The 19,802-nt window shown below is 63.7% G+C and carries 19 protein-coding genes; 9 read left to right on the forward strand and 10 right to left on the reverse strand.

The window, feature by feature from the left end; all coding sequences use genetic code 11:
- Complete coding sequence (locus AC1DXN_RS00770) at positions 1-762, reverse strand: SOS response-associated peptidase (protein ID WP_477272172.1); 762 nt, start codon at positions 760-762, stop codon at positions 1-3.
- A 119-nt stretch (positions 763-881) separates the two neighbouring features.
- Between AC1DXN_RS00770 and AC1DXN_RS00775 the strand changes: the two genes are divergently transcribed.
- The 4 genes from AC1DXN_RS00775 to AC1DXN_RS00790 all read left to right on the forward strand — a co-directional run bounded on the left by AC1DXN_RS00775 (position 882) and on the right by AC1DXN_RS00790 (position 3,261).
- A complete protein-coding gene (locus AC1DXN_RS00775) occupies positions 882-1,307 on the forward strand; it encodes an NUDIX hydrolase (protein WP_477272170.1) in 426 nt (141 codons plus the stop codon).
- 49 nt (positions 1,308-1,356) lie between these two features.
- Complete coding sequence (locus tag AC1DXN_RS00780) at positions 1,357-1,734, forward strand: TIGR02301 family protein (RefSeq protein WP_477272168.1); 378 nt, start codon at positions 1,357-1,359, stop codon at positions 1,732-1,734.
- Between the two features lie 345 nt (positions 1,735-2,079).
- Complete coding sequence (locus AC1DXN_RS00785) at positions 2,080-2,337, forward strand: hypothetical protein (protein WP_258603005.1); 258 nt, start codon at positions 2,080-2,082, stop codon at positions 2,335-2,337.
- A 120-nt stretch (positions 2,338-2,457) separates the two neighbouring features.
- On the forward strand, positions 2,458-3,261 hold the full coding sequence (locus AC1DXN_RS00790; RefSeq protein ID WP_477243952.1) for a hypothetical protein: 804 nt from the start codon (positions 2,458-2,460) through the stop codon (positions 3,259-3,261).
- Positions 3,262-3,272: 11 nt separating this feature from the next.
- Here the strand turns inward: AC1DXN_RS00790 and AC1DXN_RS00795 are convergent, their stop codons facing one another.
- Positions 3,273-4,604 (reverse strand): dihydroorotase, encoded by a 1,332-nt coding sequence (locus tag AC1DXN_RS00795; protein WP_477272166.1) that lies wholly within the window; start codon positions 4,602-4,604, stop codon positions 3,273-3,275.
- 82 nt (positions 4,605-4,686) lie between these two features.
- Here AC1DXN_RS00795 and ygfZ point away from each other — a divergent pair, with 82 nt between their 5' ends.
- From ygfZ to AC1DXN_RS00810, 3 genes are all read left to right on the forward strand, one after another.
- Entirely contained in the window at positions 4,687-5,550 is an 864-nt protein-coding gene (gene ygfZ, locus AC1DXN_RS00800; protein ID WP_477272164.1) for a CAF17-like 4Fe-4S cluster assembly/insertion protein YgfZ, read from the forward strand.
- Positions 5,550-6,188, forward strand: a complete 639-nt coding sequence (locus AC1DXN_RS00805; protein WP_477272162.1) for a YfbR-like 5'-deoxynucleotidase — start codon at positions 5,550-5,552, stop codon at positions 6,186-6,188. The genes ygfZ and AC1DXN_RS00805 overlap by 1 nt, the downstream gene beginning before the upstream one ends.
- 67 nt (positions 6,189-6,255) lie before the next feature.
- Positions 6,256-8,397, forward strand: coding sequence for a putative bifunctional diguanylate cyclase/phosphodiesterase (locus tag AC1DXN_RS00810; RefSeq protein ID WP_477272160.1), 2,142 nt, complete (start codon positions 6,256-6,258; stop codon positions 8,395-8,397).
- Positions 8,398-8,405: 8 nt separating this feature from the next.
- Here the strand turns inward: AC1DXN_RS00810 and AC1DXN_RS00815 are convergent, their stop codons facing one another.
- Complete coding sequence (locus AC1DXN_RS00815) at positions 8,406-9,242, reverse strand: AraC family transcriptional regulator (RefSeq protein WP_477272158.1); 837 nt, start codon at positions 9,240-9,242, stop codon at positions 8,406-8,408.
- 102 nt (positions 9,243-9,344) lie between these two features.
- On the opposite strand from AC1DXN_RS00815, the gene AC1DXN_RS00820 reads away from it, so the two are divergent.
- Positions 9,345-10,520, forward strand: coding sequence for an amidohydrolase (locus AC1DXN_RS00820; RefSeq protein WP_477272156.1), 1,176 nt, complete (start codon positions 9,345-9,347; stop codon positions 10,518-10,520).
- 9 nt (positions 10,521-10,529) lie between these two features.
- On the opposite strand, the gene AC1DXN_RS00825 is transcribed toward AC1DXN_RS00820, so the two are convergent.
- On the reverse strand, positions 10,530-11,447 hold the full coding sequence (locus AC1DXN_RS00825; RefSeq protein ID WP_477272154.1) for a fatty acid desaturase family protein: 918 nt from the start codon (positions 11,445-11,447) through the stop codon (positions 10,530-10,532).
- Between the two features lie 88 nt (positions 11,448-11,535).
- Between AC1DXN_RS00825 and AC1DXN_RS00830 the strand changes: the two genes are divergently transcribed.
- Positions 11,536-12,447, forward strand: a complete 912-nt coding sequence (locus AC1DXN_RS00830) for a LysR substrate-binding domain-containing protein (protein ID WP_477272152.1) — start codon at positions 11,536-11,538, stop codon at positions 12,445-12,447.
- Positions 12,448-12,461: 14 nt separating this feature from the next.
- On the opposite strand, the gene AC1DXN_RS00835 is transcribed toward AC1DXN_RS00830, so the two are convergent.
- The 6 genes from AC1DXN_RS00835 to AC1DXN_RS00860 form a co-directional block, all read right to left on the reverse strand.
- Positions 12,462-12,734 (reverse strand): DUF3303 domain-containing protein, encoded by a 273-nt coding sequence (locus AC1DXN_RS00835; RefSeq protein WP_477272150.1) that lies wholly within the window; start codon positions 12,732-12,734, stop codon positions 12,462-12,464.
- 16 nt (positions 12,735-12,750) lie between these two features.
- Positions 12,751-14,214, reverse strand: coding sequence for a RimK family protein (locus AC1DXN_RS00840; protein ID WP_477272148.1), 1,464 nt, complete (start codon positions 14,212-14,214; stop codon positions 12,751-12,753).
- Between the two features lie 5 nt (positions 14,215-14,219).
- Positions 14,220-15,317 carry a peptidase C39 family protein gene (locus AC1DXN_RS00845; RefSeq protein ID WP_477272146.1) on the reverse strand — a complete coding sequence of 366 codons (1,098 nt, stop codon included), beginning with the start codon at positions 15,315-15,317 and terminating at the stop codon, positions 14,220-14,222.
- 208 nt (positions 15,318-15,525) lie between these two features.
- A complete protein-coding gene (locus tag AC1DXN_RS00850; protein ID WP_477272144.1) occupies positions 15,526-16,317 on the reverse strand; it encodes an anti-sigma factor family protein in 792 nt (263 codons plus the stop codon).
- Positions 16,314-16,832: a sigma-70 family RNA polymerase sigma factor gene (locus AC1DXN_RS00855; protein ID WP_477243928.1), complete on the reverse strand. Its 519-nt coding sequence runs from the start codon at positions 16,830-16,832 to the stop codon at positions 16,314-16,316. The genes AC1DXN_RS00850 and AC1DXN_RS00855 overlap by 4 nt, the downstream gene beginning before the upstream one ends.
- Before the next feature lie 175 nt (positions 16,833-17,007).
- A complete protein-coding gene (locus AC1DXN_RS00860) occupies positions 17,008-19,755 on the reverse strand; it encodes a DUF2339 domain-containing protein (RefSeq protein WP_477272142.1) in 2,748 nt (915 codons plus the stop codon).
- Positions 19,756-19,802 lie beyond the last annotated feature (47 nt).

Here is a 19,802-nt window from a genome sequence, read left to right on the forward strand (position 1 = left end):
CTAAAAAAGCGTCATCTGAGTGTCGTCCGCGCCAGGCTTCTGGCGCCTGACTTTCTCCGGCTCCGGCCCAACGACACCTCTCTCCTGAACCTCCGGTCCGGTGTTGGCGACCTTGTTGACAAGGTCGGATACCGGAATTGCCTCGAAGAAGTCTGGCTGCGTCGGCCGCAGCAGGTCGGCCACGTCGCGCGGTTCGAGCGCGCGGCAATCCAGCCAGCGGGCGAAATCCTCAGGCGCGATCACCACCGGCATGCGGTCATGGATGTGGGCGATGTCGGCATTGGCATTGACGGTCAGGATGGCGCCGGTGTCCATTTCCGAACCTCCCGGCTCGGCATAGGTCTCGATCAGCCCCGCGAAGGCGACCAATCCGCCATGCCTCGGCCGTATCCAATAGGGCTGCCCCTTCTTGCCACCGGTTTGGCGCCATTCGTAGAAACCAGAGGCCGGCACCAGAGCGCGGCGGTGGCGCATGGCGGCTTTGAACGAAGCCCTTTCGGCCGCCCCTTCCGAGCGGGCGTTGAACAGCAACGGAAACTCGCGCGTGTCCTTCACCCAGGTGGGAATCAGGCCCCAACGCGCCAGCATCGGCTGCCGGTCGGGCAGGTTCGAGCCTGGCGCCTGCGGCAGACCGGCGAGCGCCATCAGGATCGGCTGCGTCGGCGCGATGTTGTAGCGGGCCGGAAAATCCTCGAGCTCCGCCAGACCGAGAAAGGCGGCGGTGCGCTCCGGCGTGGCGGTCAGGGCAAAGCGTCCGCACATGAGGCTAAACTCGCGAATTGGTCCGATGCGAAAGTGGCGATGGAACCGGCGTTGCGCAACCGCTAAAGCTGTTTGTCATTGGCCGTCCACAACGACAGCAGCCGAACGATCGGGAATCCATGGACGAGATGCGAAAGACACTGCCGGCTGTCTCGGTCGCCGTCGTACGCGGCGACACGGTGCTGCTGGTCAAGCGGGCACGGCAGCCGTCGCAAGGGCTTTATGCCTTTCCGGGCGGCAAGGTCGAGACCGGCGAGACGCTGGAGCAGGCTGTACAGCGCGAATTGCTGGAGGAAACCGGGCTACGTGCAACCGCTTATCGCCCGCTGCGCGAAATCCACATCGACGGCAGGAGCGACGGCCATCCGGTCGACTACCTGCTGACCGTGTTCGGCGCCGTCTATGCCGGCGGCGAGGCGGTGGCCAGCGACGATGCCGAGACGGCAGCGTTCTACACGCTCAGCGAGATGATGGCGCTGCCCCTCGCCGGTTCGGTGTTTGCCGTGGCCGAAGAATTGCTTGGCTCCAAGTGCACCCGAGCTTGAGCCCGGAGAATCGCCTTGCAGGCGACAAATAGTTTGGCCAGAAAGACTTATGACCCGCGCCTCGCTGTTCCTTGCCGCATGCCTCGCCGTCAGCACGGCTGTCGCGGCACGCCCGGCTTTGGCCGCCGAATCGCCATTCGAGCCCGGGCTGATGCGGCTGGCGGAGGTTCTGGGATCGCTGCATTTCCTGCGCAATCTGTGCGGCGAGAAAGGCGACCAGTGGCGTGGCGAGATGGAAAAGCTGATCGATTCGGAGAACCCGGACCCGGAACGGCGCGCCCGCTTCATCGCCAGCTTCAACCGCGGCTATCGCTCCTTCGGCGGCACCTACACGCAATGCACGGCGTCGGCGACCGAAGCCATCAGCCGCTATATGAAGGAAGGCGAGACGCTGACGCGCGACATCGCCTCGCGCTACGGCAACTGACAGGCGCTCAAGGCGGCTTCCCGCCCTGGCGCCATTCGCCTTTGAACCCTCCCCGTCTTGTGTCCAGTGCCGTCTTGGTGCAAAACTTGTGTTGCACTTCTGCAACGGTATTAACGAAACGTTACCGCGCGGATGTGGAATTAACTCAAACTGAAGGTTTTCACCCCGTAGGCCGGCCTAATCGGCTAAGTTTGAATCGGATCGAACGCAGGTTTGCTAAAGACGACGCACCTTTTGGAGATCGACCCCAGAAATGTCGTATTTACAAACACTTACTTGGACCTGCGTATAAAAGGGACAGCCCAAGATCTTTCGGATCGTCGCTTGCAAAGGGTGGACATCGCAATGGAACATGGCGTCAGCGACATCGACGCGTTGGTCAGGGAAGAAAAGCGCCTGACCGCAGTGGAAAGCCACAGCGAGGCCTGGGCGGAAGGATTATCGGCTGGAATCGAGCCGGAAATTATTGCCGAGGCAGCACTCGAAACCGCATTCGGCGAGATGTTGCGCGCCAATGGCGAAACCTCGGCCCTTGCCCTGCTCGATCGCATGCGTGAAAAGGTAATCGCTGGCGCCTTCGAACCAGGACGATTGCAGCACTAGACCCGGTTCTTCGACGGCGGCGCGCCACTTGGGCACTCGGCCCAAGGCATCTGGACGAGCCTGGGCACTTGTATGGCCCGAGGCACCTGTAAGGGCCTGAGAACCAAGGAGAAGCAGTCGGTGAATTTTTCGATGTCAGGCAAGCCGCGTGGCTTGATCCTCAGCATCTGGCTCGCCGCTTGCTGCGCCGCTGCACCACTGGCGCTCTGTCTTACCAGCAGCCCAGCCTATGCCTTGAGTGAGATCAAGCGGGACGACCTTCCCTCGCCCGTCGCGCCACCCGCCGCCGACGATATGTCGCCGCCCGGTAGTGCCGTGCCGATGCCCGATCCGCTCGGCACGACGCCACCAGCGGCCGATCAACCGAAGCCTTCCGACGATCCCGAGCAGAGCGAGCCGGAAGGGCCGACCGACGATGGCGGCGTGGCCAATCCGCGTGTCGATCCGGATGCGCCCTTGCCCGAAGTCGTCTACGACCTTTCCAAGCTGCCGGAGCCGGTCAGGCGCATGCACGATCTGATCGTCGAGGCTTGCGTCAGCGGTGACATCGAGAAGCTGAGGCCGCTGATCGGCAAGGGCGATACCATGACCCAGTTGTCGCTGGGCGACATCGACGGCGACCCGATCGCCTTCCTGAAGGGCCTTTCAGGCGACACCGAAGGCCAGGAAATCCTCGCCATCATGGAAGAAGTGCTCAATGCCGGCTATGTCCATATCGACGTCGGCACGCCGCAGGAACTCTATGTCTGGCCGTATTTCTTCGCGCTGCCGCTGGACAAGCTCGACGCGAAACAGCGGGTCGAGCTGTTCAAGATCGTCACCGCCGGCGACTATGACGACATGAAGCAATTCGGCGCTTATATCTTCTACCGCGTCGGCATCACGCCCGCCGGACAATGGACGTTCTTCGTCGCCGGGGATTGAACGGCAAAAGCCTAGGTCGGCAACGCCTCGGAAAACTCCACTGCCTTGCCCTGGCCCGGCGTGACGATCTCGCCGTCCCACATGACGCGCCGGCCGCGCACGACGGTGCCAATCGGCCAGCCGGTGATGTCTTTGCCGTCATAAGGCGTCCAACCGGCCTTCGAGCCGGCCTGGGCGTTGGTGATCGTCTGCCGGCGCTTCAGATCGACAATGGTGAAATCGGCGTCGTAGCCAGCGGCGATGCGGCCTTTTCTGGCCATGCCGAAGATGCGCTGCGGGCCGTGGCTGGAGAGATCGACGAAACGCTGCAAGGTCAGCCGGCCGGCGTTGACGTGATCGAGCATGATCGGCACCAGCGTCTGCACGCCGGTCATGCCCGACGGCGAGGCAGGATAGGGCTTTGCCTTCTCAGTCAGCGTGTGCGGGGCGTGGTCGGAACCCAGAACATCGACGATGCCTTGCCCAATGCCGTGCCAGACGCCGTCACGGTGGCGCGCCGCCCGCACAGGCGGATTCATCTGGATCAGCGTGCCCAGCCGCGCATAGTCGTCCGCGCTCAACGTCAGGTGGTGCGGCGTCGCCTCGCAGGTGGCGACATCCTTGTGCTGTTCGAGGAACACGATTTCCTCGGCGGTCGAGATGTGGAGCACATGGATGCGGGCGCGCACCTGTCGCGCGATGCGCACGAGGCGCTCAGTGCAGCGCAGGGCCGCGATTTCGTCGCGCCACACCGGATGTGATGACGGATCGCCGTCAATGCGCTCGCCGAGGCGCTCGCGCAGCCGGAACTCATCCTCGGAGTGAAAGGCGGCACGGCGGCGTGTGTTCCTCAGGATCGAGGCTACGCCTTCGTCGTCCTCGACCAGCAGGTCGCCGGTGGACGAACCCATGAACACTTTGATGCCGGCGGCACCCGGCAGCCGTTCGAGCTCGCCAACGTCTTTGGCATTCTCGCGAGTGCCACCGACCCAGAAGGCAAAGTCGCAATGCATGCGGCCGGAGGCGCGCCGCAGCTTGTCGGCGAGCGCCGCCTCGCTGGTGGTCAGCGGGTTGGTGTTGGGCATCTCGAACACGGCGGTGACGCCGCCCAGCACCGCAGCACGCGAACCGCTATCCAGATCTTCCTTGTGCTCCAGCCCGGGCTCGCGGAAATGCACCTGGCTGTCGACGACGCCGGGCAGGATGTGCAGGCCGCGGCAGTCGATCGTCTCACCGGCCGAGGCCTGGCCGAGATCGCCTATTGCCGCGACGCGGCCGCCGCTGACGCCGATGTCGCGAAAACCCTCGCCGTCATGGTTGACCACCGTGCCGCCTGTCAGGATGAGGTCGTAGGTCGTGGCCATGTGGCTCCAGTCTCTTGCGGGGGGAGTATCAGCGGCTTACGTAAAGGCCGACCGTTTTGCAAGATCAGGCTGCTTTTCACCCATGCCCTTTGCCCTGCTGAGAGACCGCGCCCTCATTGCCGTGTCAGGCCCGGATGCCGAGCATTTTTTGCAGAACATTCTGACCACCGACCTCGGCGTACTGCGCGTCGGTGAGGCAAAGCCGGGTGCGCTGCTGACGCCGCAAGGCAAGATCCTGTTCGATTTCCTGATCTCGCGCACCAGTGACAATGCTTTCCGCCTGGAATGCCGCGCGGAGGTTGCCGATGATTTCGTGCGCCGGCTGACGCTCTACAAATTGCGCGCCAAGGTCGAGATTGCCAAGACCGATCAAGGACTTGTCACTGTCGCCTGGGGCGATGACTCAACTGCCTCACAATCTGATTCAACTGACGTTGCCGATGCGCGCTTCGTCGACGCGGCCGTCACGCGCCTCTACGGCGGCGGCGGCGGCGAGAATGGTGACCCCGCCGCCTGGCAAGCCCTGCGCATTGCCCATGGCATCGCCGAAAGTGGCAGCGACTATCAACTCAATGACGCCTTCCCGCACGATGTGCTGCTCGACGAGACCGGCGGCGTCGGCTTCAAGAAGGGCTGCTATGTCGGTCAGGAGGTTGTCTCGCGCATGCAGCATCGTGGCACTGCCAGACGGCGGGTGCTGATCGTGCAGGGCGAAAGTCCCCTGCCCGCTCCGGGCACGGAACTGACGGTCGCCGGGCGGCCGGTCGGCACGCTCGGTTCGACTGCCGGCACGACCGGCCTTGCCATCGCCCGCATCGACCGCGTTAAGGCGGCGCTCGATGCCGGCCAGCCTGTCATGGCCGGTGACGTCACCGTCTCGCTTGCCATTCCGGCCTGGGCAAAGTTCGGCTTTCCCAGGGAAGCCGTCGGTGCGGAGGAAGCCTGATGGCGGCCGATCGCGCAGGCGCCCCGCCCCGCGCCTGGCAGCGCATGCTGTCGGGACGACGGCTCGACCTGCTTGACCCCTCACCGCTCGACATCGAGATTTCCGATATCGCCCATGGTCTCGCCCGCGTCGCCCGCTGGAACGGCCAGACCAGCGGTGAGCATGCCTTTTCCGTTGCCCAGCATTCGCTGCTGGTCGAGGCGCTGTTTTCCGAGCTGGTGCCCGACGCTTCGCCCGACGCAAGGCTGGCGGCGCTGCTGCACGACGCACCGGAATATGTCATCGGCGACATGATCTCGCCGTTCAAATCGGTGATGGGCGGCAGCTACAAGGATTGCGAGCTGCGGCTGCAGCACGCCATCCATCAGCGCTTTTCGCTGCCGCAGGAACTCGGTGCGACGCTGCGCAAGGAGATCAAGCGCGCCGACCAGATCGCCGCCTATTTCGAGGCGACGTTGCTGGCCGGGTTTTCGACCGCCGAGGCTACGGAGTTCTTCGGCCGGCCGCGCGGCTTCAACGCCGAGCGCTTCGATTTCACGCCGCGCTCGGTGACCTGGGCGCAGAATGCCTTCCTCAAGCGGTTCGCGGCGCTTGAAACCAGCCGGCAGGCGGCCGTTGCGGTGCATTCCGGTTCCTGAAAAAACGGTAAATTAACCGGCGTGGCGACAAGTATCCGTGTTTACTCACGGTCTGCAGGCTCGCCTCATGCCCGTCGCTCATACCGAGGTTGGTTCGCCTGTCCCAGGACAGGAGGCCGAAGGTGTGGCCACGCCGCGACGGATCGAGGACGAACTGCGCCAACAGAACGAGCGCTTTTCGGCAGCTGTCGAGAACATGTCGCATGGCCTGTGCATGTTCGATGCCGATGAGCGGATGATCATTTGCAACGGCAACTACCTCGACATCTTCCGCCTCGATGCCGATGTCGTACAGCCCGGCATCCGGTTCTTCGATATCCTCCAGCACAGCGTCGACATCGGCGTCGCCTTCCACAGTGCCGCGGAACTCTATGCCATCCGCAAGCCCTATATCGACCAGGCGAAAGCCTCGACCTACGAGGAGAAGCTGTCGGACGGACGCGTCATCAACATCACGCACCGGCCGCTGGCGCCGGGCGGCTGGGTGTCGATCTATGAAGACATCACCGAGCAGCGACGCGCCGAGCTGGAGCTGAAGGAGCAGCATCGCCGCTTCGACGCGGCGCTCGCCAACATGTCGCAAGGCCTGTTGATGTATGACGCCGACGGCAAGATGATCGTGCGCAATGAGCGTTTTCTGGAGCTCTATCAGGTCAACGCGGCCGACTTCCCATTCGGAACGACGCACCGCGACGCGCTCGAAAAACTGCTGGAACTGGGCATCTACACCAAGATCGACGTCGACAGCGAAGTCACCAAGACCGAAGCCTGCCTGAAGGCGACGAAAACGCATTCGGCATATCGCCATCTTACGGATGGCAGGACGCTTCTGGTCACGCGCCGGCTCATGAGCGGCGGCGGCTGGGTAACGACGTTCGACGACGTCACCGAGCGCCAGCTTGTCGAAGAGCGTATGACCCATCTTGCGCATCACGACACGCTGACCAACCTGCCCAATCGTTCGATGTTCCGCGAACGGCTCGACCGCGCCTTGAGCGAGGCCAAAGGCACACTGCTGGCGATCTTCTCGCTCGACCTCGATCGCTTCAAGGCCGTGAACGACACCTGGGGTCACCCGGCCGGCGACTGGCTGTTGAAATGCGTGGCCGAGCGGCTGCAGCGCTGCCTGCGCAACGAAACCGATGTGGTCGCCCGCTTCGGCGGCGACGAGTTCGCGATCATCCAGTTCAACCCCAAGGGCGCTGCCGACGCCGAGAAACTGGCAAAGCGCATCGTCGACATCATCGGCAAACCGTTTCGCGACAAAAGCCGCGACATGCATGTCGGCATCAGCCTCGGCATCGCGCTTTACCCCAATGACGGCACGGATGCCGACACACTGTTGAAGAACGCAGACATGGCGCTCTACCGGGGCAAGAGCGAAGGCCGCAACGTCTATCGATTCTTCGAGCCGGGCATGGACGCGATGGTGCGGGCGCGGCGGGCACTTGAAACCGACCTCGAAGCGGCATTGCCGCGGCGCGAATTCGCACTGGATTTCCAACCGATCATGAACATCGCCTCTGGCGACATCGTCGGTGCCGAAGCCCTGATGCGCTGGCATTCGCCGGCCCGCGGCCTGGTGGCGCCCGACGACTTCATTGCGGTCGCCGAAGAGACCGGGCTGATCGTTCAGTTGGGCGACTGGGCGTTGCGAAAAGCCTGCATGGTGGCAGCGGCCTGGCCGAACGGACTGCGCATCGCGGTCAATGTCTCGGCGGTGCAGATCAAGAGCGGTGGCTTTGCCCGCAGCGTCATCTCGGCGCTGGCATTTTCCGGCGTCCCGGCCAACCGGCTCGAACTGGAAATCACCGAGACGGTGCTGATGGACGAAAGCGACACGGTGCTGAAGACGCTCAGGCAGCTGCGCGATCTCGGCATCCGCATTGCGCTCGACGATTTCGGCACCGGCTATTCGTCGCTGGGCTATCTCCGGCGCTTCCCCGTCGACAAGATCAAGATCGACCGCTCCTTCATCCGCGACATCGACGGCCACGAGACCGCGGCGATCGTGCGCACCATCATCGGGCTTGGCAAGGAGCTTGGCATCACCGTTACCGCCGAAGGCGTCGAGACCGATGCCCAGCTGGACACGCTGCGCAAATATGGCTGCGTCGAGGCGCAGGGCTATCTGATCGGCGTGCCGTCGAAGGTGGCGGACATCAATCGTCTGATGAAAACCAGCGTGGTGCTCAGCCAATCCGGTTGAGCGCCATGTCAGCCAGCCCGCCTGAACATCCCCGGCGTCATTCCGTGCGCCGCACGGAAAATGCGGGAGAGATGGCTCTGGTCCGAGAAGCCGGCGGCAAAGGCAGCATCGGCGAGACTTGAGCCCTGCTGGATCAGCAGGTTGGCGCGGCGCAATTTTCGATCGCGGATGAATGCCGCCGGGGTGAGACCCACCAATTTCCTGAAATCCCTGATCACCTGGAACCGGGTCACGCCGGCAGCTTGAGCGAGCCGTTGCAGGTCGAGTTCGGCGCTGAGGTTGTCCTCGATGACCTGCTCGTAGATCGAGAGCCTTGTCCGCGACCCGAAACTTTCAACCGCCTCGCGCTGCCGGCCGCCCCAATCGCCATAGCGAAGAATGAGCTTGCGCAAGGCGATCAGCATGGATGTTTCGGCGCTCGTGGCGTCACCGGATGTCGAGCCATGATGCGCCATGCCGACCGCCTGGACGAGGTCGCTATCATCGGTGATCGCCTGTGAAAACAGCGGCGCACGATCTTGCCCCAGTTCCGCGGCGACCGTGCTCATCAGCGGGACTGAGGGATAGAAGGTCCGGTAGGCCCAGCCTGCATCGGCACCCGCCTCGCCGTCATGCCACACCTCGGGATTGACGATCAGCACCGTGCCGGACGGCGCGACCACGGTCTGGCTCCCGATGCGGACGCGCTCGCATCCTTGCGTGATCAGCGCGATGACGTAGGTCGGATGCGTGTGCAGGTCATAGCGATGCCGGGTGAAGCGCGCCTTGAGCATGCCGAGATCGCGAAAGCGAGGGTGGCGCCAGAACTGCGTCGTCTCTGCCTTGGGATCCGGAATTCTCGACATGGTCAATCCTGTTCAAGACGCTGCCGATCCAACGCTCTATTTCCATGCGACATCATCGACCCGAACCGCGCCGACTTTAAGTCGGCCAGGAAGGAGAGCGCAATGCTGCACAATGACCCCGTCGCTGCCCTCACACCGGAGGTGATCGCCTGGCGGCATCATATACATGCCAATCCCGAACTCGGCTTCAACGAGCATGAGACCGCGCGCTTCGTTGCCGACCGGCTGCGCGCCTTCGGGCTCGATGAAGTCCATGAAGGGATTGGCGGCACCGGCGTGGTCGGCGTTCTCAGGAGCGGATCAGGCTCGCGTGCGATCGGGCTGAGGGCCGAGCTGGATGCCTTGCCTGTCTTGGAGAAGACGGGATCGCCCTACGCTTCGAAAAAGCCAGGCGTGATGCATGCCTGCGGCCATGACGGCCACATGTCGATGCTGCTCGGTGCTGCAAAACTGCTGAGCGACAGCCGCGCCTTTGACGGAACCATCTATTTCATCTTCCAGCCGGCCGAGGAGAATGAAGGCGGCAGCATGCGGATGATCGAGGACGGGATTTTCGAGCGCTTCCCGGTGGAAGGCGTGTACGCAGTCCACAACTGGCCTGGCGTAGCACTGGGGACGATTGCCACCCGTGCCGGTCCGATGATGGCGGCCGTCGACAATTTCGAACTGAGCTTCGAGGGCACCGGCGCACATGCCGCCATGCCGCAGCTCGGCGATGACCCGATCCTCGCAGCCGGAGCTTTCGTCCAGTCTGTCCAGCGTATCGTCAGCCGCTCGGTCGATCCGCAGACGGCGCTGGTCGTCTCGATCACGCAAATCCATGGCGGCAATGTCGGCAACATCGTGCCGGGCAAGGTCTGGCTGCAAGGAACCTGCCGCTTCTTCGAACCCGCGCTGTCGGACCATTGCGAAAAGCTCATCGGCGACATCGCGCAAGGGATCGCCGCCGCACATACCCTCGCCAGCAAGCTCAGCTACAGGAAAGGCTACCCGCCGGTGATCAACACGTCCGCGGCGACAGCCCGGGCCGTTCAGGCCGCCGCCTCCGTCGTCGGCCGCGAGCAAGTCGAGACGGAATTCAACCCGAGCCTGGGCTGTGAGGATTTCGCCTACATGATTCGCGAAGCCGGCGGCTGCTATGCGTGGATCGGGGCTGGCGATGTCGGACCCGGCGAAGGGCTGCACGGCGATCGCTACGTCTTCAACGACGCGATCGTTCCGATTGTGCTCAGCTATTTCGTCACCCTCGTCGAGCAGACGCTGCCGCAGACGGTCTGACTGCAGCAGTCAACGCAGCGTCTCGATGTATTTTTCATGGAAGCTGACATAGCCGGGCTCAACCACCTTGAGATGGCGCTCTATCAGGGCATGAAACTGCGGCAGCTGATGGAAAGGCACGCCCGGATAGGCATGATGCTCGGCATGAAAGGGCATGTTCCAGGCGAGCTTGCGGACCAGCCAGTTGGTCAGCGTCGTCCTGGTGTTCTCCAGCATGTTGGCGACCAGCGGGCAGCGGCCATGCTCGGCCAGCAGGTAGAGCCGCAGGAAAGGCTGTCCGAGCAGCGCCGGCACGATCCAGACATAGAGCAGCACCGTCGCCTTGAACCATAGCGCCAGCACAAGCACGACGGCATAGAAGGCGATCATGGCGCGCGCCTCGGCGCGCACCTTGGGGTGGCCCTTTGGCGGCACGTAGCTGCCGCTGCATCGGCCGGTGGCGTTGACGTAGAGCGTCTTGAATTGTCCCCACCACAGCGGAATCCCGGAGACGTGGATCAAATACTGCCGCCATGTCTCAGGCTTCGGAAAGGCCAGCTCGGGATCGTTTTCCGGGTCCTGGGTGAAGCGGTGATGGGCGAAATGGAAATAGCGGAACCAGTCGGCCGGCAGCGCGATCGCGAGGCTCGCGGCGCGCGCCACCAGATCGTTCAGCCGCTGCGTTTCGAAGGCGGTGCGATGCACCGTCTCGTGCAGCAGCGTGAACAGGAAGACGATCAGTATGCCTTGCGGCAGCATCAGCAGCGGCCAGAACGGTACTTTGGCGGCGATCAGCACCCCGAGGACGATGATCGCACCCCAATGCGCAGCGAGCTGGACCAGTCCGAGGCGATCCGACTTGGCGGTCAGCCGGTCGCGCTGCTGCTGCGTCAGCGATGCAATCACGTCGCGATGATCCCTGGGCTCATTTTGGGCTGATGTGTTCATGGAGCCAACCTACTCCAACAAGAAACCTTTCGAAAAACGAGGATTTCTGCAAAATAGGTAAGCTGAGCTTATCTATCGGATCGACGAAATGGCCATGCTGCCTTCGCTGAAAGGACTTCAAGCCTTCGAGGCAGCTGCCCGCTCGGGCAGCTTTGCCGCGGCGGCGGAAGAACTCTCAATCTCGGCGGCCGCCGTCAGCCAGCTCATCCGCACCGTCGAGGAGCAGATGGGCCGCAAGCTGTTCCACCGGATCAACCGGCGCGTCGTCCTCACAGAAGCCGGCGTCGAGATGCTGCCCAGGCTGAGCATGGCCTTCCAGGAGATCGGCAGCGTCTCGCGTGAGCTGGGCGGCGATGCGTTCCGCCCCAGGCTGGTGGTGTCGGTGCCGCCATCGATGGCGATGGGCTGGCTTTCCCAGCGTCTCGCCGGCTTTGTCGCCAGCCGTGGCGCCGTCGACATATCGCTCCGAGGCGACGATGACCCGGTGTCGTTCGACCGCGAGCTGATCGACATCAGGCTCTCCTACGGTCCGCATTATCGCGACCAGCCGACGCAGGACATCGTCAGGGACGCCGTCTATCCCGTCTGCGCGCCGGGACTCGCAGGCGAGATCAGGCCCGAAGGTCTCGCCGGACTGCCGCTGATCCATACGGATTGGGGGCCGACCGGCGCGTCCTTTCCATCCTGGCGCACCTGGTTCGAGGCGGGCGGCGTTGCGCCCGGTCGGGCCACACAGCGCGGTCTCTCGGCCAACTCGTCGCGGGCAGCGCTCGACCTTGCCGTCTCAGGACTGGGTGTGGCGCTGGCGCAAGGTGTCTTTTGCGCCGAGGCGGTGGAGGATGGCAGGCTGGTGAGGCCGGTCGCCCGCTCGATCGAGCTGCGCCAGCCCTATTGCCTGACGATCCCGGAGCGGAGCGCACGGCGCGATGTGGTGGCGGCATTCCGTACATGGCTGATCGACGAATGCCTAAAATCGGTGGGGTCGCTGGCGCTCCGGTGATGGCTTGCGGCCGTTCAGAGGTGCCCGCTCAATGCCACCACCATGTCCTTGCTCGTTGCCACGGGAACGATCTCGAACTCCACCAGATCCGCCCATTCGATGACCCAGCGCTGCAGCAGCGTGACGTCATCGGCCTCCACCAGCAGGAAGCAGCGACTCATATCCGCCGCGATCCAGCTGTGGTGCACGACAAGCTCGTCCGGCTTCAGGCGACCGCGGTCGCGAAAGCGACGGTAGATCTCCCTGCGATCGCAGCCGGTAAAGTCCTCGATCACGATGAAAAGCATTTTTCCCCTCGGTGAATTACCGCCCGGGACGGTCGAGCCGCTCCAGGAACCATTGCGTCAGCCGCACCCAGACCTCGTCCTTTTCGCCGGAGTCCTCCCAGCCATGGTCGAGATTGGGATTGTCGTTGACCTCGATGACGAAGACACCGTCCTTGGTTTCCTTGAGGTCGACGCCGTAGAGGCCGTCGCCGATGCAGCGCGCCGCCTTGACCGCCGTCTCAACGACATGGGCCGGCGCTTCCTTCAGCGTGAAGGTTTTGATGCCGCCCTGGTCGGGCTTGCCGTTGGCCTTGTGGTTGACGATCTGCCAGTGCTTCTTGGCCATCAGATAGTGCACGGCAAACAGCGGCTGGCCACCAAGCACGCCGACGCGCCAGTCATATTCGGTCGGAATGAATTTCTGCGCGATCAGGAGATCGGAATCCTCCAGCCATTCGGTCGCCAGCTGCTTCAGTTCCTCGAAGGTCTCGCATTTCTTGACGCCACGCGAAAACGAGGAGTCCGGGATCTTCAGCACCAGCGGGAAACCCAGCGTCTGCGCCGCCACTTCGAGGTCGGAGACGCCGGCGATCATCACCGTCGGCGGCACCGGCACCTTGTTGTAGGTCATCAGCTCGTTGAGATAGACCTTGTTGGTGCAGCGGATCATCGACAACGGGTCGTCGATGACCGGCATGCCTTCCTGCTGGGCGCGGCGGGCAAAGCGGTAAGTATGGTTGGAGATCGAAGTGGTCTCGCGGATGAACAGCGCGTCATAATTGGCAAGCTTGGCCAGATCCTTCCGGGTGATCGGCTCGATTTCGACGCCCATCTTTTCGGCGATCTTGGCCCAGTAGCGCAGCGACGAAATCTCCGACGGCGGCAGTTCCTCATGCGGATCGACCAGCGTGGCGAAGGTGTAGCGCGCCGGCGTGCGGCCCTTGGTGTCGCGCCACTCGCGGTTGGTGTAGGTCTCCAGACACTGGATGAAGTGCTTTTCTTCCTCTTCGGTCATCCTAGCCAGCGGATGAAAACCGATCTTGCGGATCGATGCCCATTCGGCGCTGTCCTTGATGTGAACCTCCAGCGCCGGCGCGCGGAACCAGTCGAACAGCAGCTTGGCGAAGCGGTCCCAAATCTTGGACGGGCCGATGCCGAAGAAGATGCAGACCTTTTGCGGAAAGGCGCCGCCGAGATCCTTGCGGCATTTGTTGAGCGCCAGTTCCAGTTCCGGCAGTGCGTGCTCATAGAGCTTGCGCTCCGACAGGTCGATCATCGTTTCGACCGTAGGGATGACCTTGTGACCGCGCGAACCGGCGAGCAGCGAGGCATAGTAGCCGCGGCTCTGGTAGCCGTAATTGTTCGACAGGTTGATGACCTTCGGCCGCTGGCCGCGAAACAGCGACGGATGCGCGAGATAGTCGCGATTGGTGATGATCTTGTGCGGCGTCGCCACCTGATCGAGATCGCTCTGCCGGCCGGTAAGGATGACCCAGGTCATTGTTGTCAGCGCCTTCCCAGAGTGATGGCGGCGCGCAGTCCGTCGCGGCCGAACTGCGCCATGTTCATGAAGATGCCGTAAGGCACGGGAATATTGGCGGCATCAAGGATGGTCTCCTGTCTCTCATCCTCGACCCAGGGATCGTGGATCAGGATATGGTCGCCGTCGTCACCGATGGCCAGCACCCAGTGCGGAACCTTCTTGCCGAACATCAGGAAGCCGCTAATCAGCACCAGCACCAGTTTTCCCTCCGCAATCGCGCTGCGGATATCGTCGATGGCGAACGGACGGTAATTCACCGGGATGCCGTATTGTTCCGCACGGCGGCGAAAGTCTACCTGCGCCAGTTCCATCACCCTGCGCTTGTCTTCGCTGCGCACCGACTGCAGGAACAAAGCGCCGTAGAAGGAGACGTAGATTTCCGCCGAAAGCCCGCTTTCATAGCCGGAGACGGCGAGGCCGAAGGGCTCACAGCCGCCTGGTCCCGACATCATGAAGACGGTGGTCGATTCGCGCCAGAGGCGAATTTCCATGATCGGATCGGGCACGAAGCCGGCATCGAAATTGGCCATCGCCATCATCAGGCAGCAAGGGCCGCAGGTGAATTCGCAAGTCTGCTGGTAGAACGGCACCTTGGTGGCGACTGGAATGTCGCCGCGCAAGGTCTTTTCGTAGCGGAGCGCCGTGGCGCCGTCCTCGTAATATTCAGGTTCACGGCCGATCTTGCGATAGCCGCTCTGCTCGTAGATGCGGATGGCTCGAGCGTTGTCCTCGCGCACCTCGAGGCGAAGCATCATGCGGTCGTGCTCGAAGGCGGCCTCTTCCGCCTTTTGCAGCAGCATGCGGCCAATGCCGCGGCCACTGAAAAAGGGGCTGGTGGCGATGGAATAGAGCCGGGCGACGCCGCTGCCCTTGCGAAACAGCACAACCGCATAGCCGGCGACACGGCCGTCGTCTTCGGCGACCAGCATTTCGGCGGTCTCGCGCTCGATCAACAGGCGAAAGGAGCGGCGGGAAATGCGGTCGCTATCGAAAACGGCCTTCTCGATGGCGGCGAGGTCATCGACGTCGGACGCGCGGGCCGTGCGAATCTCGGCAGGCATGCGGGCTCAGAAAACCTCGATTGGGTTGTAGAAAAGGCCCTGGTCGAAAACGTCGCAAACACCAGCCGAAACACAGGCATTCATCAATGCGCTATCGCACCTCGATTAGGGCCGAATTGTGACAGTTTCTCTATAGGTCAGGCGGCGCAAATACTCTGAACAGTATCCGTCTTTCGATACTGGCGCCGGCCTCGGAAAACGGCACGGTTCAACTGGCCAGGCCGGCCAGAAGCTGGCCGTAGGCGCTCTTGGCCACAGCGGCCAGCCGCTCGCGCGGCAACGAGCCGACGACGGCGCAGGCATAACCCTTGTCCAGCCAGTAGACCGCCTCGGGCCCATCGGCGTCCACCATGTAGGTGCCCTTGGTCTTCTCGGCCGATTCGGCGGTGACGAACAGCGATATGCGCTCGCCCTCGGCGTTCTCGTAAAGCAGCATCGCCGCCTTGCCCTGGCCGGCAGGCAACAGCCGGCCGCCGACGAACTGGAACCCTTCAGCCACCAGATCCGGCGCGACCAGTTTCAGGCCGACCCGGTTGGACAGCCAGGTCTGCAGATGATCCATGTCGCTGGCCGGCACTTCCACCGCATGACGCTGTTCGGCGGCATAGATGACATGGGCGGCAATCGCCTCTTCGGCCAACCGGTCGTCGGCTCCGTCTTCCCGGCCAATTCCGTCGATGCCGGCGAAATAACCGCCAGCACCACCAAGGGCCAGAATCGCCGCGGCGGCGGCGGCAAGCCACCAGCGCGATCGCGGCACGGCCACTCTTGCCGGCGCATCGCCGAGCACGATTTGCCTGAGCCGCGCCGGCACAGGCTCGTCGAGCACACCGGCGAAGGCGGCACGCAATGCGGCGCGGTCCGCGGTGAAGCGGGCGCTTCTCGCCTTCATTTCGGGATTGGCATCGAGCCAGGCGTCGTAAGCCATGCGTTCGTCGCCCGGCAGTTCGCCGTCGAGAGCCATGTGGATGTCGCGTTCGGAAAAATCGCGGCGGGTCATTTCTCGACGATCCTTATCGAGCGGCGGCGCGCCGTGTCGTCCAGCAGCCCGCGCAATTCCTCACGCCCGCGCGCAATGCGCGACATCAGCGTGCCGGCGGGCACACCAAGAATGTTGGCGGCTTCGGCATAGGAAAAGCCCTCGATGGCGACCATGACAAGTGCGGCACGGCGATCGGGGCTGATCGCCTGCAAGGCGTCAATGATTTCGCGCGAGGCGATGCTCTCGACCTGCTCGGCGGGGGCGGCCTGCGCCTCGCCCGCTTCCAGCGGCAGCATCGCGGCCTCGCCGCGTCGGTTCACCTTGCGCATCTGGTCGATGAACAAATGATGCATGATCGTAAACAGCCACCTCCTGGGGCTTTCTCCTGTCTGCCAGTTGTCGAGCCGCATAAGTGCCCGCTCGAGACAGTCCTGAACGAGATCGTCGGCAGAATCGCGGTCGCGCAAAAGCGAGCGTGCGTAGCGGCGCAGTCGCGGTATTTCGCCAAGGATTGCTGCCTTCTTTTCGTCCATGACCGCTGGTTCTGAGGTCGCCTTTGTTGATCCCAATTCAACGCGCGTTCGAAGCGCGGCGCAAGCGGCCAGCGCGAAGCGGTCTGCCGCCCCGGTCACCCAAGCAATGAGATAACGATGCCGGCTGCCGATTTATTCCCGGCCGGACTGAAAATCTTATTGTTCTTGCTTGCCTTTATCCGTTTTCCTTCGCCGCCCGCGTCAGCAGCCGCTGATAGAACAGACCGATGCCGATCAGCACCGCCCCCAAACCGATGAAGGACAGCGCCCGCAGCACGCCTTCCAGCTCCGACATGTCGAATACGAAGACCTTCAGCACGGCGATCGAGATCAGTGCAGCCGAGGCGATGCGCAGCACCTGCGATTTCAGCCAGACGCCGGTGGTGAGCAGCGCCACGCCGATGACCAGCCAGAGTGCCGAATAGGTGTAGGTTTCAAGCTGACCGAGGCCGCTCCACAGGCCGATGAACTCGCCCTTGAACAGGCGCCTGACCGACAGCGTGGGATAGGCGAAGGCAAGCGCAGCCGCCACCAGCGCCAGCATTTGCGCATACCATTTCGGCCGCTTGTCCCTGGCGTAGAGCGCCAGTCCGCCGGCAGCGACCGCCGGCAGGAGATAGGCGAGGAACAGCAGGTTGAACACCGGGATGCGGCCTGTCGATTCGTCGGTGAACAAAGGATTCAGCACCACGAAATGCCGGACAACGATGAAGGCGACCGAGACCACACCGGCGGCCATCGAACCATAGCGCAGCACCGAGCTTGGCGAGCGCATGTCGATGGCGACCAGGATGGCGCCGGCGCCGATGGCGATCAGCGTGTAGATGGCCTGTTCGGCGAGCGTCATCGCACCCGTGTCGATGACGCCGCCATGCATGGCGTGGCGCACCAGCATGGCGACGGTCAGCAGCGCAAACAGCGCCGCCGCCGCTTCCATGGCGAGGCGCGGCCGGCCATTGGTGGTGCGGGCAAGCTGCCAGGCGGCAAAGCCGAAGGCGAGCGCCGGCACGCCATATCCCGGCAGCAGCCAGTTGAACACCGGCGTCGTCGACAGGAATTGGGCGCCGACGATGGTCGGATCGAAAGCGACACGGCCGAGCACGGCGATCACAGCGCCGACCGAAATCCAGCCGAGCACCGGAAAGCTGCGCCATCGCGTCGCCAGCGCCGGCACAATGGCCGCGACACCGAGCAGGATGGTGGTCCAGCCGGAGCCGAAGGCCATGTGCAGCATCAGCAGTCCGGCGATTGCCGCTCCACCAAGCGCGAACGACACGGCGGGGCCGCCCTGCAGCGGCGGCGCCTCACCGCGCGCGATCCACTCGCCGCCGGCGGCGAAGACCGCGACCAGAAGTGCGGCGGCCGCTGCATAGCCAAGATCGCGATCGAGATTGCCGAAGGTGAACCACAGCGCCAGCAGAATGACCAGCGGCGCGATCACGCCCCACGCCGCCCAGGAGGCGGCGCGGACCTGCGCCGACGCGACGAAGCGGCGTGCGGCCCAGAAACCTGCGCCGATGAAGACCAGGCCGAGGCCGAGGCCGATGTGCAGCGTCCAAGGGTTTCCGGTCGCCACCGGCAGGCCGTCAAAGCCCAAATTGCCTTGGGACAAACCGGAGCCGATGGTGGTGGGCGGAATGATGCCGAGATAGATCATTACGCTCACCACGCCGGCGGCATGCAGCAGCGGCAAAGCACGCGGCCTATAGAGCGCGGTGGCGACAAGGGCGACGAGGACAAACGCGCCCGGCACAGCATCGCCGGCGGCGACAAGCGTGGAGTCGACGGACAGGCCCAGCGCCGAAAACGCAACGAAAACGCCCGGCACGATCGAAGGCCAGTCGAAGCCATTCTTCGCAGTTTCCGCCTCGCCGACACGACTGCCCAGCCAGATGAAGGCAAGCGCCGCCAGCGTCACCGCATTGATGAACAGAATGACGGCAAGCTCGGCGGCGGGCGCGCTCATCATGTAGGCGATGGTCCAGGCGCCGGTGCCGAAGAAGGCGGCCGCCATCAGCAATTTCCAGTCTCGCATGCGGGCGATCACGGCAGTGGCGGCCAGCACGATCGCGAGATAGACGAACAGCGCCCATGGATTTGGCGCCTGCGAGGAGACAAGCGCCGGCGTCGCCATCGAGCCGACGAGGCCGATGCCGGCCAGCGCCTGGCCGTGGACGAGAGCGGCGACAATCGTCGCCACGCCGATGGCGCCAAGCACGGTGAAGGCGAAGGCCGGACCGACGAAACCGTAAATGGCGTGCGCAGCGTAGACCGTGCCGAACAGAATGAAAGCGCCGGCCGCAGTCAGGATCGCCGGGATGTATGCGCCGGCAGCGCCTTGCACCGGCACCTTGAAGCCGGTTCGCCTGATGAACTCGCCGCCGGCAATCAGCACCAGACCGAGCACCGCGGCCATGGCAAGCCGCACCTCGGGGCCAAAAATGCCGGCTTCGATGGTGTAGCGGATCAGGAACAGGCCACCCAGCGCCAGCGCGATACCGCCGACCCAGACCGCCCAGCGCGTGCCGAGTGCCGTTTCGATGTCGGGTTTTTGCGCGGCTTTGGCCGCTGCCGCCGGTTTGGCAGGCTCGGCTGCGACCGGTGCCGCGTCGCCGGACCATGGTCCGGAAACGACCTCGGCAGTGCCGGATTCAGCTGTCGCTGGTGCTTGGCCCGCCTCGCTCACCGGTGGCGTAGCCAGGTCGGCAATGACTGCAGCTGCCGGAGCTGGGTCCGCCGGCTTGCCTTCGGCTGCTGTCTGTTCGGCCGGTTTGACCTCTGGCAGCACGGCATGCGCGCCTGACAGAACCAGGCTGCGCAGCGCGCCGAGTTCGCGCTCGATCAGGCCGATGCGGCTCTGCTGGCGCGAGACGATGACGAACATCGCGATGATGACGACAAGGCCGATCAGGCTCTCAAACATGGCGGTTCCCCCAAACCAGGCCAGTTGTCACTGACATTCAAATGCGG

Source organism: Mesorhizobium sp. P2_H9, from assembly GCF_056403215.1.

What these genes read in the sequence shown, in the direction of transcription:
- AC1DXN_RS00795 (WP_477272166.1), bottom strand. Translation starts at nt 4,604, where the DNA reads ATGGCCACGACCTACGACCTCATCCTGACAGGCGGCACGGTGGTCAAC.
- AC1DXN_RS00860 (WP_477272142.1), bottom strand. Translation starts at nt 19,755, where the DNA reads ATGTTTGAGAGCCTGATCGGCCTTGTCGTCATCATCGCGATGTTCGTC.
- AC1DXN_RS00770 (WP_477272172.1), bottom strand. Translation starts at nt 762, where the DNA reads ATGTGCGGACGCTTTGCCCTGACCGCCACGCCGGAGCGCACCGCCGCC.
- AC1DXN_RS00855 (WP_477243928.1), bottom strand. Translation starts at nt 16,832, where the DNA reads ATGGACGAAAAGAAGGCAGCAATCCTTGGCGAAATACCGCGACTGCGC.
- AC1DXN_RS00845 (WP_477272146.1), bottom strand. Translation starts at nt 15,317, where the DNA reads ATGCCTGCCGAGATTCGCACGGCCCGCGCGTCCGACGTCGATGACCTC.
- AC1DXN_RS00820 (WP_477272156.1), top strand. Translation starts at nt 9,345, where the DNA reads ATGCTGCACAATGACCCCGTCGCTGCCCTCACACCGGAGGTGATCGCC.
- AC1DXN_RS00775 (WP_477272170.1), top strand. Translation starts at nt 882, where the DNA reads ATGGACGAGATGCGAAAGACACTGCCGGCTGTCTCGGTCGCCGTCGTA.
- AC1DXN_RS00780 (WP_477272168.1), top strand. Translation starts at nt 1,357, where the DNA reads ATGACCCGCGCCTCGCTGTTCCTTGCCGCATGCCTCGCCGTCAGCACG.
- AC1DXN_RS00835 (WP_477272150.1), bottom strand. Translation starts at nt 12,734, where the DNA reads ATGCTTTTCATCGTGATCGAGGACTTTACCGGCTGCGATCGCAGGGAG.
- AC1DXN_RS00840 (WP_477272148.1), bottom strand. Translation starts at nt 14,214, where the DNA reads ATGACCTGGGTCATCCTTACCGGCCGGCAGAGCGATCTCGATCAGGTG.
- ygfZ (WP_477272164.1), top strand. Translation starts at nt 4,687, where the DNA reads ATGCCCTTTGCCCTGCTGAGAGACCGCGCCCTCATTGCCGTGTCAGGC.
- AC1DXN_RS00815 (WP_477272158.1), bottom strand. Translation starts at nt 9,242, where the DNA reads ATGTCGAGAATTCCGGATCCCAAGGCAGAGACGACGCAGTTCTGGCGC.
- AC1DXN_RS00805 (WP_477272162.1), top strand. Translation starts at nt 5,550, where the DNA reads ATGGCGGCCGATCGCGCAGGCGCCCCGCCCCGCGCCTGGCAGCGCATG.
- AC1DXN_RS00825 (WP_477272154.1), bottom strand. Translation starts at nt 11,447, where the DNA reads ATGAACACATCAGCCCAAAATGAGCCCAGGGATCATCGCGACGTGATT.
- AC1DXN_RS00850 (WP_477272144.1), bottom strand. Translation starts at nt 16,317, where the DNA reads ATGACCCGCCGCGATTTTTCCGAACGCGACATCCACATGGCTCTCGAC.
- AC1DXN_RS00810 (WP_477272160.1), top strand. Translation starts at nt 6,256, where the DNA reads ATGCCCGTCGCTCATACCGAGGTTGGTTCGCCTGTCCCAGGACAGGAG.
- AC1DXN_RS00785 (WP_258603005.1), top strand. Translation starts at nt 2,080, where the DNA reads ATGGAACATGGCGTCAGCGACATCGACGCGTTGGTCAGGGAAGAAAAG.
- AC1DXN_RS00830 (WP_477272152.1), top strand. Translation starts at nt 11,536, where the DNA reads ATGGCCATGCTGCCTTCGCTGAAAGGACTTCAAGCCTTCGAGGCAGCT.